The organism is Pseudomonas sp. GL-RE-26 (assembly GCF_019956275.1).
Taxonomy (GTDB): domain Bacteria; phylum Pseudomonadota; class Gammaproteobacteria; order Pseudomonadales; family Pseudomonadaceae; genus Aquipseudomonas; species Aquipseudomonas grandcourensis.
Genome location: NZ_JAHBDI010000011.1, coordinates 428,567 through 442,483, shown reverse-complemented (window position 1 = coordinate 442,483; position 13,917 = coordinate 428,567). Strand labels below are relative to the sequence as shown.

Below are 13,917 nucleotides of genomic sequence, written 5' to 3'. Positions count from 1 at the left end.
AGTTCCCTAAAACCCAAAAACGCTGAAAGGTCAATACGAGCAAAATGATACTACTTAGGCGCAAGCTCCCTCAGGTGGCGTGCGACTGCAATCCATGCACCGATATACCCCAACAGCACCGCGCCAAGCAAGAGAGACAGACCGTCGGCAACTGGCACTCCAGCCAGCGCAAAATCACTGCCGTACAATCCGGCCAGCCCTACCACCGCGTCGTTCAGCCAATCAAGGCCGAACGCCAGTACACCCCAGGACAGAATCCCCGCACCGAAGCCATACAACGCGCCCATATACAGAAAGGGCCTACGCACATAGCTGTCAGTGCCGCCGACCAGTTTAATCACTTCTATCTCTGTGCGGCGGTTTTCAATATGAAGACGAATGGTATTGCCTATCACCAAAAGTAATGCAGAAACCAGAAGCACGGTCAGACCGAAGACAAAACGGTCACCCAGCTTGAGGATGGCTGCCAGACGCTCGACCCAGACTAAATCAAGTTGCGCCTGTTGTACCTTCGGCAGCTCGGATAGTTTTTGTCTTAATGCTTCAAGGGCCGGCTTGTCGACTTCGGCCGGCGTCACCAAGACCACGCCCGGCAGCGGGTTCTCTGGCAATTCCTTGAGCGCCTCGCCCAGCCCGGACTGTTGCTGGAACTCTTCCAGCGCTTGATCCCGGCCAACATATTCGGCATCGGCGACGCCAGGCATGCCCTTGATCTGATCGCGCAGCGATTCGCCTTCGGCCGGCTTGGCCTCAAGGTCCAGATACAGGGAAATCTGCGCCGCGCGCTGCCAGGAACCACCCAGACGCTCGACGTTACTTAGCAAAAGTGACAGCCCCATGGGCAAACTCAGGGCCACCGCCATCACCATGCAGGTGAAGAAACTGCCGATGGGCTGCTTGCCCAGGCGGCGCAGGCTGTCCACCAGACTGGCGCGATGACTTTCGATCCAGGCACGGAACAACGTGGCAAAGTCCGGACCGTCGTCATCATCGCGTTTTTTCTTTTGCGGCTGCGGATCGGCGGCCTTCGGGGCCACGCGCTCGGAAACCTTGGGGCTACGTGTTGCACTCATACCGCGGCCTCCCCGTCACCGATCAATCGACCGCGTTGCAGCGTCAGCATGCGATGGCGCATGCGGGCGATCAGGGCCAGGTCGTGACTGGCGATCAGCACGCTGGTGCCGAGGCGGTTGATGTCTTCGAACACACCCATGATCTCGGCGGCCAAACGCGGGTCGAGGTTACCGGTCGGTTCATCCGCCAGCAGCAAGGCCGGACGATGGACGATGGCACGGGCGATGCCGACGCGCTGCTGCTGACCGGTGGACAGGTCGCCCGGGTACAAGTCGGTTTTATCCGACAGCGCCACACGCTCCAGTGCCGAGTCCACGCGCTTGGCGATCTCGGCCTTGGACAACCCCAGGATCTGCAAAGGCAACGCGACGTTATTGAACACCGTGCGATCGAACAGCAACTGGTGATTCTGGAACACCACACCGATCTGTCGGCGCAAGAAAGGAATCTGCGCGTTGCTGATGGTGCTCAGGTCTTGCCCGGCGAGCAGCAGCTTGCCGCTGGTCGGGCGCTCCATCGCCAGCAACAGGCGCAACAGCGTGGATTTACCGGCACCGGAATGGCCGGTGACAAACAAGAACTCGCCACGGCGGACTCGAAAGCTCAGCTCATGCAAGCCGACGTGACCGTTCGGGTAGCGCTTACCGACCTGTTCGAAACGAATCATGAACGCTCCCGTTCGGCAAACAATGCCTGGACAAAGGGTTCTGCTTCAAAGGTACGCAAATCGTCGATGCCTTCGCCGACGCCAATGTAGCGGATCGGCAGGCCGAATTGCTTGGCCAGGGCGAAAATCACCCCGCCCTTGGCGGTGCCGTCGAGCTTGGTCAGCGCCAGGCCGGTCAGTTCAACGGTCTGGTTGAATTGCTTGGCCTGGTTGATGGCGTTCTGGCCGGTGCCGGCGTCAAGCACCAACAGCACTTCGTGAGGTGCGTCGGCATCGAGCTTGCTGATCACCCGGCGAACCTTTTTCAGCTCTTCCATCAAGTTGTCTTTGGTGTGCAGGCGGCCGGCGGTGTCGGCGATCAGGACATCGATGCCACGAGCCTTGGCGGCCTGCACGGCGTCGAAGATCACCGAAGCCGAGTCGGCGCCAGTGTGCTGTGCGATCACCGGGATCTTGTTGCGCTCGCCCCAGACCTGCAATTGCTCCACCGCCGCGGCACGGAAGGTATCCCCGGCGGCGAGCATGACTTTCTTGCCTTCCAGTTGCAGTTTCTTCGCCAGCTTGCCGATGGTGGTGGTCTTGCCGGCACCGTTGACGCCGACGACCAGAATCACGAACGGTTTGTTCTGCGAGGTGATTTTCAGCGGCTGCTCGACAGGCCTGAGCATCGCTGCCAGCTCGGCTTGCAGGGATTTGTACAGGGCATCGGCGTCGGCCAGCTCCTTGCGCGCAACCTTCTGCGTCAGACGCTGAATGATCACCGAGGTGGCTTCGACACCGACGTCGGCGGTCAGCAAACGGGTTTCGAGGTCTTCGAGCAGTTCGTCATCAATGACCTTTTTGCCCAGGAACAGGCTGGCCATGCCTTCGCCGATACTGGCGCTGGTCTTGGACAGGCCCTGCTTGAGGCGGGCAAAGAAACCGGCTTTGGTTTCTTCGGTGCGTACCGGCTCGATCGGGGTTTCGACGGGTGCCGCAATCGGCTCAGGAATCGGAGCGGGTGCCGGTGCTTGAGCAACCGGAGCAACCGGAGCAACCGGAGCAACCGGAGCAACGAATACCGGAACCTCTGGCTGGCTGACAACGGGCACAGGCTCGGCCACGACGACCGGTGCAACAATCGGTTCGACCACAGGCGCGTGAGCCGGTGCAGGCGTAAGCGCTGTCGAAGCCGGAATCGGTGGCGTCACGTGAGGAGCCAGGTCATTTTCGACCAATGCCACGGGCTCTTCGGCTACCGGCAGGGTCAACCACGGTTCGGCTGTCGGGGCCAGTGGCTGTTCGGTGACGATTTCGCTGACTGGTTCAGGAGCGGCCTCCACCTTGGGTTGCAGCAACGGCTCGGCAAGCGGCAGAACAACCGGCGCGGGCACTTCTTCTATTACCGGGACCGGCGTCGGCGCTGGTTCAGGAATGGCTTGTGGCTGTTCGACGACGGGTTCCTGCGGCTTTTTGCGCAGCCATCCGAACAGGCTTTTTTTCTCGCCAGCCGCAGCTGGGGTCTTCTTGTCGTCGTTGGAACCAAACATGGAGGACGGCTATCTCACGGTAGCGACGCGCCAATGGCGCCCCGGCAATTAAATATTCGATGCAGAACAGACTGCGATTGACCCAGCTTGTTCACGCGCAACATTTTGTCGAGGTGCCAACGGCGCCTCAAAGGTCGACTAATACGAAGGACTGGAACGGCATCGTCGGCGAAAACGCAGAGTTTAGCTGACAAACTCAAAGTTTCTGCCGGTAACCCATACAACCCGCAGGCCAATCAAAGGCCTGATAGGCGTGGCCGCCAGTAAAACGGATCAGTATCCTAGGGCGTGTCATCAATCATTACCAGTACCGCGTGGCCGCCTGAAAGCGGGCCAGACAAGGCGCAGGCCGCAGGGAATGTGCTTTCCTTGCCAAGGACTGCAACGCAGTATGGCCCGCTTTCAGGCGACCACCCGGAGGGCCGGGCCTGATAGTCCGCAGGGCTGCGTTGCTCGGAGTTTATTTGGAATGACCAAACTACACTCCTCGCGCCTTGCCCTGCGGACTATCAGGCTCCGGCGCGGTACTGGTAATGATTGATGACACGCCCTACCTCTCGCCCGCTGACGCTAAGAACAAGCGGGCAGCCCCAAAGGTTTGAAAACGAATGAATGCTCTTGCCCGCCGCGCCGCTGGCCTGCTGCTCAGCACAGTTTGCCTGCCCCTTTCGGCCCTGGCTGCCGACCCGCAACCCACCCACGAATTCACTCTCGACAATGGCTTGAAGGTGGTCGTGCGCGAAGACCACCGTGCGCCCGTGGTGGTTTCCCAGGTCTGGTACAAGGTCGGCTCCAGCTACGAGACACCGGGCAATACCGGCCTGTCCCACGCCCTGGAGCACATGATGTTCAAGGGCAGCGAGAAAGTCGGCCCCGGCGAAGCCTCGCTGATCCTGCGCGACCTCGGTGCCGAAGAAAACGCATTCACCAGCGATGATTTCACCGCGTACTACCAGGTGCTGGCCCGGGATCGCCTGGGCGTGGCCTTCGAGCTGGAAGCCGACCGCATGGCCAGCCTGCGCCTGCCACCCGATGAGTTCGCCAAGGAAATCGAAGTCATCAAGGAAGAGCGCCGCCTGCGCACCGACGACAAGCCGATGGCCAAGGCCTACGAGCGCTTCAAGGCCATGGCCTACCCGGCCAGCGGCTATCACACGCCGACCATCGGCTGGATGGCCGACCTTGAGCGGATGAAAGTCGAAGAGCTGCGCCACTGGTACGAAACCTGGTACGTGCCCAACAACGCCACGCTGGTGGTGGTTGGCGATGTCACCCCGGACGAAGTCAAAACCCTGGCCCAACGCTATTTCGGCCCGATCGCCAAGCGTGAAGTGCCCGCCGCGAAAAAGCCGCTGGAACTGGCCGAACCGGGCGAGCGCCAGATCACTCTGCACGTGCAGACCCAACTGCCTAGCCTGATGCTGGCCTTCAACGTGCCGAGCATCGCCACCGCCGAAGACAAGCGCCTGGTCAATGCCCTGCGCCTGATCTCGGCACTGCTCGATGGCGGCTACAGCGGTCGCATCCCGACGCAACTGGAGCGCGGAGAAGAACTGGTGTCCGGCGGCTCGTCGAGTTACGACGCCTACACCCGTGGCGACAGCCTCTTTACCCTGTCGGCATCGCCAAACTCGCAGAAACACAAGACCATCGCCCAGGCGCAAGCCGGTTTGTGGAAGCTGCTCGACCAGCTGAAAACCACGGCGCCTACCGCCGAAGAGCTGGAACGCGTACGCGCACAAGTCATCGCCGGCCTGGTCTTCGAGCGCGACTCGATCACCAGTCAGGCCACGGCCATCGGCCAACTGGAAACCGTCGGCCTGTCGTGGAAACTGATGGACACCGAACTGTCCGATCTGGAAAGCGTCACGCCGGAAGATATCCAGAAAGCCGCCAAGCTGTATTTCACCCGCGAACGTCTCAGCGTCGCCCATGTACTGCCTCTGGAGACGACTCATGAGTGAGCGTAAACCCTCTCGCCTGGCCCTGATCGGCCTGGTCGCCGTCGCCGTTATCGGTTCCGCAGCGTTCTATTTGTCGCGCCCTGAGCAAACCAATGCCAGCGAAGCCCTGGACAAGGCCAAGGCCAGCCAGAAACTGCAATCGCTGACCGAACTCAACGGTAAGGCACCGGACCACCGCAAGCTGGATGTGCAGACCTGGAACACCGCCGAAGGCACCAAGGTGCTGTTTGTCGAAGCCCATGAGCTACCGATGTTCGACATGCGCCTGATCTTCGCTGCCGGCAGCAGCCAGGACGGCGACGCACCGGGCCTGGCGGTGTTGACCAACGCCATGCTCAACGAAGGCGTGGCCGGCAAAGACGTCGGTGCCATTGCCCAGGGCTTCGAAGGCCTGGGCGTCGATTTCGGCAACGGCGCTTATAAGGACATGGCAATCGCTTCGCTGCGCAGCCTGAGTGCCAAGGACAAGCGCGAGCCAGCCCTGAAGCTGTTCGCCGAAGTCGTCGGCAAACCGACCTTCCCCGCCGACTCGTTTGCCCGCATCAAGAACCAGATGCTCGCCGGCTTCGAATACCAGAAACAGAATCCCGGCAAACTGGCGAGCCTGGAACTGATGAACCGCTTGTACGGTGATCACCCATACGCGCATTCCAGCGACGGCACGGCGAAAACCGTCCCGGCGATCACCGTGGCCCAACTGCGTGCTTTCCACGAGAAAGCCTACGCAGCCGGCAATGTGGTGATCGCACTGGTCGGCGACCTGTCGCGCGCGGAAGCGGAAGCGATTGCCGCCCAGGTTTCCAGCGCCCTGCCCAAAGGCCCGGCCTTGCCGAAAATTGCCCAACCGGTCGAGCCCAAGGCCAGCGTCGGCCATATCGAGTTCCCGTCCAAGCAGACCAACCTGATGCTCGCGCAACTGGGCATCGACCGCGACGATCCGGACTACGCTGCGTTGTCCATGGGTAACCAGATTCTCGGTGGCGGCGGCTTCGGCACCCGCTTGATGAGCGAAGTGCGCGAGAAGCGTGGCCTGACTTACGGCGTGTATTCGGGTTTCACCCCGATGCAGGCGCGTGGCCCGTTCATGATCAACCTGCAAACCCGCGCCGAGATGAGCGAGGGCACCCTGAAACTGGTGCAGGATGTGTTGGCCGACTACCTTAAAACCGGTCCGACCGAAAAAGAACTCGACGACGCCAAGCGCGAACTGGCCGGCAGCTTCCCGCTGTCCACCGCGAGCAATGCCGATATCGTCGGCCAGCTTGGCGCCATCGGTTTCTACAACTTGCCGTTGAGTCACCTGGAAGACTTCATGCAACAGTCCCAGGACTTGACCGTCGAGCAGGTCAAAGCCGCCATGAACAAACACCTGAGCACGGACAAGATGGTCATCGTCAGCGCTGGCCCGACCGTGCCGCAAAAGCCGTTACCGGCCCCTACTGATAAACCTTCCGAGCAACCGCTCGGGGTTCCGGAGCATTAATGGCCCATCCTAAAAAACCCGCCAAGAACGTCCATAACGGCGTGAACCAGTTGCGCATCATCGGCGGCGAATGGCGCAGCCGGAAGCTGAGTTTCCCCGACGCCCCAGGCCTGCGCCCGACGCCGGACCGAGTGCGTGAAACCCTGTTCAACTGGCTCGCGCCTTACGTGCCGGGCGCCAAGGTGCTCGACCCGTTCACCGGCAGTGGCGCACTGTTCCTCGAAGCCCTGTCCCGTGGCGCAGCCATGGGCCAGGCGCTGGACGCCAGCAGTATCGCGGTGTCCAGCCTGAAGGAACACCTGGGCACGCTGCGTTGCACCAACGGCCAGGTCCAGACCGCCGACGCCCTGCGCTACCTGGAAACCCAGACCGCAACGGCCTACGACCTGGTGTTCCTCGATCCGCCGTTCAACCAGAACCTGCTGCCTGCCGTTTGCAAGTTGCTCGAAGAGCGCCAATGGCTGGCGGAAGACGCCTGGGTGTACACCGAAAGCGAGTCGGCGCCGTCGACCCTGGGCCTACCGGAGAACTGGCGCCTGCACCGGGAGCAGAAATCCGGGCGCGTGTATTACTCGTTGTGGCAACGCAGCGCCTGACATTTCGGCGGGGCGACTGCCCCAAACCGGTTGTGAAGTGCACTACATAGTTACCGCCTGACGTCCTTCCGGATCATCCACAGTGGTTTGCGCAATTAACTGCAAACCACTGAGGATGAACACGGATGAACATCTCCCGCAGCATATTTGTGCTGCCCTTTATCGCCTGGCTGCCGCTCATGGCCAGCGCAGCGACCCCTCCTGCGACGCAAGACTTCGTACTGGATAACGGCCTCAAGGTTGTCGTGCGCGAGGACCACCGCTCCCCCATCGTCACCGCCCAACTCTGGATCAAGGTCGGTTCAAGCTACGAACCGCCCGGCCAGTCCGGCCTGTCCCACGCCCTCGAACACATGGTCTACAAAGGCAGCAGCAAGGCCTGCGCCGGAGAGTTCGCGGTGATACTGGAAAAGCTTGGCGCCAATCAAAACGCATATACCGGCACTGACTTCACGGTCTTTTACCAGACACTGCCTTCCGGCCGCACTGGCGTCGCTTTCGAAATACTGGCCGACCTGATGAATACGGCCGAGCTGGATGCACAGGACTTCACGCCGGAGCTCAAGGTCATTCAGGAGGAGCGCCGGATGCGCGTTGATGATGAGATCACCGTGTCTGCTCACGAACGACTGAACAGCATCGCCCACCCGGCCAGCGGCTACCGCACCCCGACGATTGGCTGGATGCACGATTTGCAACGAATGAACGCCGTGCAATTGCGGCAGTGGTATCAGGCCTGGTATTCGCCAAGCAATGCGACGCTGGTGGTCGTTGGCGATGTTGCACCCGAGCAGATCAAGGCCCTGGCACAGCAGCACTTCGGCCACCTTGAGCGACGTGCGACACCCGTGGCGCCTGCCCCCGTCGAGCTGGCTTCTGCCGGTGAACGGTCACTGACCCTGCATGCACCCGTAGCCTCCCCGCGCCTGATCATGAGCTTCAACGCGCCCAGCCTGGCCACGGCACCGGATCGTCGGACCGCCCATGCCCTGCGCTTGCTCGATATGTTACTGGCCGGATCCAGTAGCGCGCGGATCAAACAGCAACTGCAACGGAGCGAGGCGATATTCACTGAGGCCAACTCAGAGTACGACGCCTTCAATCGCGGTGATTCGTTGCTGACCATCAGCACCCAGCTCAACCCGGACAAGCTCAATGACGCTGACGAAGGCCTCGCCCGCCTGTGGCAAGTGATCGAATCACTGAAGAGCAAGGCACCGGAACCGGCAGAACTGGAGCGCGCGAAAAACCTTGTGATCGCTAACACGGTTTATGCGCAGGATGATCTGGAAGGGCAGGCCAACACTCTGGGCCTGCTGGAAACCATCGGTCTGGACTGGCGGCTAACCGATCAGGACACGGATGAGCTGAACAAGGTCACTCCCCTGGATATTCAACAAGTCGCAAAGACTTACCTGACGCGTGAGCGCCTGAGTACCGCGAAAATCCTGCCGGAGAAAAACAATGGATAAGCTCAAAGGTCTCATCAATGGATTGATCCTGGCCGGCATGCTGTTGAGTGCACAGGCCCCTGCCGCTGCAACCACGGAGGCCCGGAAACCGGGGCTGCAATCGCTCAATGAACCACAGGCTCCGGCGACCCAACGTACGCTGCCGATCAAGGGTTACAAAACTCTCGGCGGAACGAAGATCCTGTTCATCCGCACCCCTGGCCTGCCGATGTTCGATGCTCTTGTAAGCTTTGCCGCCGGCAGCGCCCACACACCGATTCAACCCGGCCTGGCCGCTGTCACCTATAGCCTTTTGAACGAAGGAGTGACCGGCAAGGACGTCAACGCCATACAGGCGACGTTCGATAATCTGGGTGCAAGGATGAATATGGGTATCAGCCAGGACCGGACCTGGTTTTCCCTGCGTAGTCTGAGTGACGAATCACGGCGCACTCCAGCCCTGGAGCTGTTTGCCCAGGTACTCGGCAAACCGCTGTTGCCGCAAGAGTCCCTGCCTGGGGTGAAATCCCAATTGCAGTACTTTCTGGACCTTGAAGACCAGTCCCATGCCGCTCAAGCCCGACAAGCGAACCTCGCTCAGCTGTTTCCCGAGCACGGCAATGCTCAGTCCCTCTACGGAACCCGGGCCGGGCTTGCCTCCATCACCCGCTCCTTGGCGCAAGACTTTCATCGCGAGGCTTATGCCGCAGGCAATGCCCAGATCACACTGGTCGGTGACCTCACCGAGGAAGAAGCCCAGCGTATTGGTACGCAGATTTCCGCGGCCTTGCCCCTGGGACCGGCCGCTGCCGCGATCAAGCCAGTGACAAGTCCAACAGCCCCGAGCTTGCTGCGCGTTGAACGACCATCGACCCAGGCTTACCTGCGCCTCGCCCAGCCAAGTGACCTGCGAAGCGGTCCGGACTACGTCGCGCTGCAAATGGCCATGCGGATTTTCACCAACCGGCTGACCAATGAACTGCGTGAACGCCGAGGCCTGACCTATCACGTCAAAGCCGACCTTTCTGCCCTTCAGGCACAAGGGTTGCTGACCATTGAACTGCAAACCCGACCAGAGCAGGCCGATGCCGTGCTGGCCCATATCAAGACGATGTTCAGCGACTTTCTCGCCCAAGGGCCGACCCGACAGGAACTCGAAGACAGCCAACAGCAACTGACCGGTAGCGCGCCACTGAACAGCGTCACCAATATGCAGATTCTGAGACAGTTGTACGCCATCAGCGTGCACAATCTGCCGCTGGACCTCGACTTTGCCACGCAAGCAGCCTTGAAGCTGAGCCCCGCCTCAATCAAAAGCGCGCTCAATCGGCATCACCACGCCGATCAATGGCGCGTTGTCATCCTGGGGCCGAAGACAGATCAACAACCGCTGCCAGCTCCGAGCGAAAGCGCAACCAATGCCATGTGTCGCATGCCTGGCGAGAATGTGGCAAGTTAGACAGCCATGATGACGCGGTCGCGGCGCTGTCCCGCCGCGTCTTCGGGCAGACGCATGAACACTTCCACCGAGAATGACTGTGCAATCGCACCCCGCACTGGCCTCACCGCCGCCCTTTACCCCCGCCTTCGGCCTCGGCAATCCGCACTTGCAAACCTTGTGGGGGCCGTTGTGGCGTAAAACCGTGCACATCGGCCGCGAACGCGAACGTCTTTGGCTTGAAGACGGCGATTTTCTCGACCTCGACTGGCATGGCCCGCACAGCGCCGGCGCCCCCTTGGTACTGGTGTTGCACGGGCTCACCGGTTCGTCGAATTCGCCTTACGTTGCCGGCATGCAAAAAGCCCTGGGTGACCGAGGCTGGGCCAGCGTCGCGCTGAACTGGCGCGGCTGTTCGGGCGAACCCAACCTGTTGCCGCGCAGCTACCATTCCGGCGCCAGCGAAGACCTGGCCGAAACCATCAGGCACTTGCGAGCCAAACGACCTCTCGCGCCACTGTATGCGGTGGGTTACTCCCTGGGCGGTAATGTCCTGCTCAAGCATTTGGGCGAAACCGGCAGCGACAGCGGTGTGATGGGCGCCGTGGCGGTGTCGGTGCCGTTCCGCCTGGACCAGTGCGCCGACCGCATCGGCCAAGGCTTCTCCAAGGTTTACCAGGCGCATTTCATGCGCGAGATGGTTGCCTATATCAAGAACAAACAACGACAGTTCCAGCACGACGGACGCGAGGAGGGCCTGGCAGCCCTGGCGGCCCTCGGATCACTGGAAAACATGCGCACGTTCTGGGATTTCGACGGTCGCGTCACCGCGCCACTGCACGGTTTCGCCGATGCAGAGGATTACTATCGCCGCGCCTCCAGCCGCTATTTCCTCGGCGAAATCCGTACGCCGACCTTGATGATTCAGGCCGCCGACGACCCCTTCGTGTTTCCCCACAGCCTGCCGCACGTCGATGAGTTGTCCCCTTGCACGCAATTCGAACTGCAAGCCAAGGGCGGGCATGTCGGCTTCGTCGACGGTACGCTCACGCAACCTGGCTACTACCTGGAGCGGCGCATCCCCGAGTGGCTGGCCGCCTCAGGGCGCACTTGAATCATGGATGCTGACCAAGGCGAGTCAATTCACTTCTGGCAAACCCCGCCGCTGGCCGGGGTCGAGCTATTGTCCGCACGCTACATCGATCATCGTTTCGCCCCTCATGTGCATGACGGCTATGTGATCGGCATGATCATGGCCGGCGCCCAGCGTTATCGCTATCGCGGTGCCGAACACCTGGCGGGCAGCGGCACGCTGGTGCTGATCAATCCCGATGAATTGCACACCGGCCATAAAGGCACCGAGGATGGCTGGCTGTACCGGGCGTTCTATCCGGACAGCGAGCAGATGACCTCCCTGCTGGCTGAACTCGAACTGCCGACCCATCACTTGCCGGCCTTCGGTGCCACGCTGTATCGCGACCAGGATCTTGTGAACGGCTTCTGCCAACTCCACCGCTTGCTGGAAAGCCCCGCCACCGCATTGCAGCAACAAACGGTCTGGCGCGAACTGGTGCTGTCGCTGTTGCAGCGTCATGCGGCGGTGCCCGATGCCGGCAAACCCGGCAAGGAACACCGGGCCGTGAGCCTGGCCAAGGAATTGCTGCACGCACAATTGGCAGCACCACCCTCGCTGGAGGCGCTGGCGGCGGCGGTCAATCTCTCGCCATTCCATTTCGCCCGGGTGTTCCGCCGGGCCACCGGCATGCCGCCGCACACCTGGCTGATGCAACAACGCATCGCCCAGGCGCGGGCGTTGCTGCAACGTGGTTGTTTGCCGCTGGAAGTCGCGATGCAACTGGGGTTTGCCGACCAGAGCCATCTGAGCCGGCAGTTCAAGCAGGTGTATGGAGTTGGACCGGGGGCGTATCGCAGTGCAAAACGGGGACTTGAGGTTTAACCAGGTCTCAAAAACACCATCCATCCCTGTGGGAGCGAGCAAGCTCGCTCCCACAGGGTTTTGTGGTGTTTATTCGCCGGTGGCGATGCCCCGCGCAGGCTCGTTGATCCATTCGCTCCACGACCCGGCATACAACGAACCCAACGGATAACCGGCCAGACACAACGCAAACAGGTTGTGGCACGCCGTCACGCCGGAACCGCAGTACGCCACCAGATCATTCGGCGAGCGATCGCCCAGTTTCGCGGCGAAACGCTGCTTGAGCTGATCGGCCGGCAGAAAACGCCCGTCACTGCCCAGGTTGTCGGTAAACGCCGCACACTGGGCACCGGGAATGTGCCCGGCGATCGGATCGATCGGTTCCACTTCACCCTTGAAACGCGGCAATGCACGGGCATCGAGCAGGGTCAGTTCCGGCCGCGCGAGGCGCTTTTGCAACTGCTCGGCATCGATCAGCAACGCCAAGTCAGGACTGCCGGTGAAGGAGCCACGGGTAATCGCCGGCGCATCCAGGCTCAGCGGCAAACCGGCCGCGTGCCAGGCCTTGAGACCGCCATCGAGGATGAATACACCGTCGCGCTTGCCCAACCATGCCAGCAACCACCAGGCCCGCGCCGCATAGGCCCCCGGACCGTCGTCATACAGAACCACTTCGCTATCGGCGTTGATGCCCCAGGCTTGCAGGCGCTCGATCAGTTGCGCCGGCTCGGGTAACGGATGACGCCCGGTCACGCCCTTGACCACCGCGCCACTCAGATCACGCTCGAGGTCGGCATAGCTCGAACCGGCGATGTGCCCTTCGGCATAGCTGCGCTGGCCGTAATCCGGGTCTTCGAGGGCAAAACGACAATCCAGAATCACCAGCCCCGGCTGGTCCTTTTTCAGGTCCAGTGCTTGCGGGCTGATCAGTTGCGCAATGGGCATAGCGGGCTCCTGTGATTAACTCGGCCTTGATCCTACTGTACTTCTTCCAGTGCCTGGGCGAGGGGCACGTAAAACTCGTCGAACAAGGCGCTGACCGCATCGCGGGCCTCATCCGTGACAAACCCGGCTTCCAGCACCAGCACCTGATACACCCCGCGTTTAATGGCCTGCTCGCTCAAGTGGCTGGAGTTCTCTCGCGTGGTGCACAGGAAACGTACCCAGGACGTGAGGATGATCCAGGCATTGAGCGTCAGGGACTCGATCTGCACCTTGTCCATCTTCAGGATACCGGCGGCGACGAAACCTTCGTAGATCGCCGAACCCTGGATCAGGCAGCGCTGGGAGAAGCGTCGATAGCGGTCGGCCAGGTCCGGATCGCTGTCGAGCAAATGTTCGAGGTCGCGATGCAGAAACCGGTAGCGCCACATCGCCGACAGCAGTTCCTTGAGGTAGAAACGTTTGTCTTCCACCGTGGCGGCGCGTCCCTGGGGCGGGCGCAGGAAGCTGTCCACCAGGCTTTCGTACTCGCTGAACAACACGGCGATGATCGCCTGCTTGTTCGGGAAGTGGTAGTACAGGTTGCCCGGGGAAATTTCCATGTGGGCAGCAATGTGGTTGGTACTGATGCTGCGCTCGCCCTGCTGGTTGAACAGCTCCAGGCTGTTCTGCACGATGCGCTCGCTGGTTTTGATCCGTGGGGCCATGGCTTGAGCTTTAATTCAGAGTGCGTTGACGGGCATCTTAGATCTATCCGCGAGCGGATAAAACAAAGCTGTTCCAGGATGTCATTTGACTTTTTAGAGCATAGACTCTAAAAAGTGCTTCATTACAATA

Annotated in this window: 12 protein-coding genes; 7 read left to right on the top strand and 5 right to left on the bottom strand. The window is 61.0% G+C overall.

What is annotated here, in order from left to right; translation table 11 throughout:
- Positions 1 to 50: 50 nt before the first annotated feature.
- The 3 genes from ftsX to ftsY are packed head-to-tail and all read right to left on the bottom strand — an operon-like array spanning position 51 to position 3,270.
- The gene (gene ftsX, locus KGB07_RS09575) at positions 51 to 1,073 is read right to left on the bottom strand and encodes a permease-like cell division protein FtsX (protein ID WP_046039223.1); all 1,023 of its coding nucleotides are present in this window, start codon (positions 1,071 to 1,073) and stop codon (positions 51 to 53) included.
- Positions 1,070 to 1,741: a cell division ATP-binding protein FtsE gene (gene ftsE / locus KGB07_RS09570; protein WP_007975383.1), complete on the bottom strand. Its 672-nt coding sequence runs from the start codon at positions 1,739 to 1,741 to the stop codon at positions 1,070 to 1,072. Before ftsE ends, ftsX begins: the two co-directional genes overlap by 4 nt.
- Positions 1,738 to 3,270: a signal recognition particle-docking protein FtsY gene (ftsY, locus tag KGB07_RS09565; protein ID WP_223465262.1), complete on the bottom strand. Its 1,533-nt coding sequence runs from the start codon at positions 3,268 to 3,270 to the stop codon at positions 1,738 to 1,740. Before ftsY ends, ftsE begins: the two co-directional genes overlap by 4 nt.
- Before the next feature lie 608 nt (positions 3,271 to 3,878).
- Here ftsY and KGB07_RS09560 point away from each other — a divergent pair.
- The 7 genes from KGB07_RS09560 (at position 3,879) to KGB07_RS09530 (ending at position 12,159) form a co-directional block, all read left to right on the top strand.
- Positions 3,879 to 5,234 (top strand): M16 family metallopeptidase, encoded by a 1,356-nt coding sequence (locus tag KGB07_RS09560; RefSeq protein WP_046039219.1) that lies wholly within the window; start codon positions 3,879 to 3,881, stop codon positions 5,232 to 5,234.
- On the top strand, positions 5,227 to 6,717 hold the full coding sequence (locus KGB07_RS09555) for a M16 family metallopeptidase (protein WP_046039217.1): 1,491 nt from the start codon (positions 5,227 to 5,229) through the stop codon (positions 6,715 to 6,717). Before KGB07_RS09560 ends, KGB07_RS09555 begins: the two co-directional genes overlap by 8 nt.
- Positions 6,717 to 7,313, top strand: a complete 597-nt coding sequence (gene rsmD / locus KGB07_RS09550; protein ID WP_046039216.1) for a 16S rRNA (guanine(966)-N(2))-methyltransferase RsmD — start codon at positions 6,717 to 6,719, stop codon at positions 7,311 to 7,313. The genes KGB07_RS09555 and rsmD overlap by 1 nt, the downstream gene beginning before the upstream one ends.
- A 125-nt stretch (positions 7,314 to 7,438) precedes the next feature.
- Positions 7,439 to 8,785: a M16 family metallopeptidase gene (locus KGB07_RS09545; protein WP_223465261.1), complete on the top strand. Its 1,347-nt coding sequence runs from the start codon at positions 7,439 to 7,441 to the stop codon at positions 8,783 to 8,785.
- Positions 8,778 to 10,223, top strand: coding sequence for a M16 family metallopeptidase (locus KGB07_RS09540; RefSeq protein ID WP_223465260.1), 1,446 nt, complete (start codon positions 8,778 to 8,780; stop codon positions 10,221 to 10,223). The genes KGB07_RS09545 and KGB07_RS09540 overlap by 8 nt, the downstream gene beginning before the upstream one ends.
- A gap of 73 nt (positions 10,224 to 10,296) precedes the next feature.
- On the top strand, positions 10,297 to 11,316 hold the full coding sequence (locus KGB07_RS09535) for a hydrolase (protein ID WP_411741530.1): 1,020 nt from the start codon (positions 10,297 to 10,299) through the stop codon (positions 11,314 to 11,316).
- A gap of 3 nt (positions 11,317 to 11,319) precedes the next feature.
- Positions 11,320 to 12,159: an AraC family transcriptional regulator gene (locus KGB07_RS09530; RefSeq protein WP_046039213.1), complete on the top strand. Its 840-nt coding sequence runs from the start codon at positions 11,320 to 11,322 to the stop codon at positions 12,157 to 12,159.
- A gap of 69 nt (positions 12,160 to 12,228) precedes the next feature.
- Here the strand turns inward: KGB07_RS09530 and KGB07_RS09525 are convergent, their stop codons facing one another.
- Both KGB07_RS09525 and KGB07_RS09520 read right to left on the bottom strand, forming a co-directional pair.
- Positions 12,229 to 13,083, bottom strand: a complete 855-nt coding sequence (locus tag KGB07_RS09525) for a sulfurtransferase (protein ID WP_046039212.1) — start codon at positions 13,081 to 13,083, stop codon at positions 12,229 to 12,231.
- 32 nt (positions 13,084 to 13,115) lie between these two features.
- Positions 13,116 to 13,787, bottom strand: a complete 672-nt coding sequence (locus KGB07_RS09520; protein ID WP_046039211.1) for a TetR/AcrR family transcriptional regulator — start codon at positions 13,785 to 13,787, stop codon at positions 13,116 to 13,118.
- Positions 13,788 to 13,917 lie beyond the last annotated feature (130 nt).

Coding starts and splice junctions, on each gene's coding strand:
- ftsX (WP_046039223.1), bottom strand. CDS start 1,073: ATGAGTGCAACACGTAGCCCCAAGGTTTCCGAGCGCGTGGCCCCGAAG.
- ftsE (WP_007975383.1), bottom strand. CDS start 1,741: ATGATTCGTTTCGAACAGGTCGGTAAGCGCTACCCGAACGGTCACGTC.
- ftsY (WP_223465262.1), bottom strand. CDS start 3,270: ATGTTTGGTTCCAACGACGACAAGAAGACCCCAGCTGCGGCTGGCGAG.
- KGB07_RS09560 (WP_046039219.1), top strand. CDS start 3,879: ATGAATGCTCTTGCCCGCCGCGCCGCTGGCCTGCTGCTCAGCACAGTT.
- KGB07_RS09555 (WP_046039217.1), top strand. CDS start 5,227: ATGAGTGAGCGTAAACCCTCTCGCCTGGCCCTGATCGGCCTGGTCGCC.
- rsmD (WP_046039216.1), top strand. CDS start 6,717: ATGGCCCATCCTAAAAAACCCGCCAAGAACGTCCATAACGGCGTGAAC.
- KGB07_RS09545 (WP_223465261.1), top strand. CDS start 7,439: ATGAACATCTCCCGCAGCATATTTGTGCTGCCCTTTATCGCCTGGCTG.
- KGB07_RS09540 (WP_223465260.1), top strand. CDS start 8,778: ATGGATAAGCTCAAAGGTCTCATCAATGGATTGATCCTGGCCGGCATG.
- KGB07_RS09535 (WP_411741530.1), top strand. CDS start 10,297: ATGACTGTGCAATCGCACCCCGCACTGGCCTCACCGCCGCCCTTTACC.
- KGB07_RS09530 (WP_046039213.1), top strand. CDS start 11,320: ATGGATGCTGACCAAGGCGAGTCAATTCACTTCTGGCAAACCCCGCCG.
- KGB07_RS09525 (WP_046039212.1), bottom strand. CDS start 13,083: ATGCCCATTGCGCAACTGATCAGCCCGCAAGCACTGGACCTGAAAAAG.
- KGB07_RS09520 (WP_046039211.1), bottom strand. CDS start 13,787: ATGGCCCCACGGATCAAAACCAGCGAGCGCATCGTGCAGAACAGCCTG.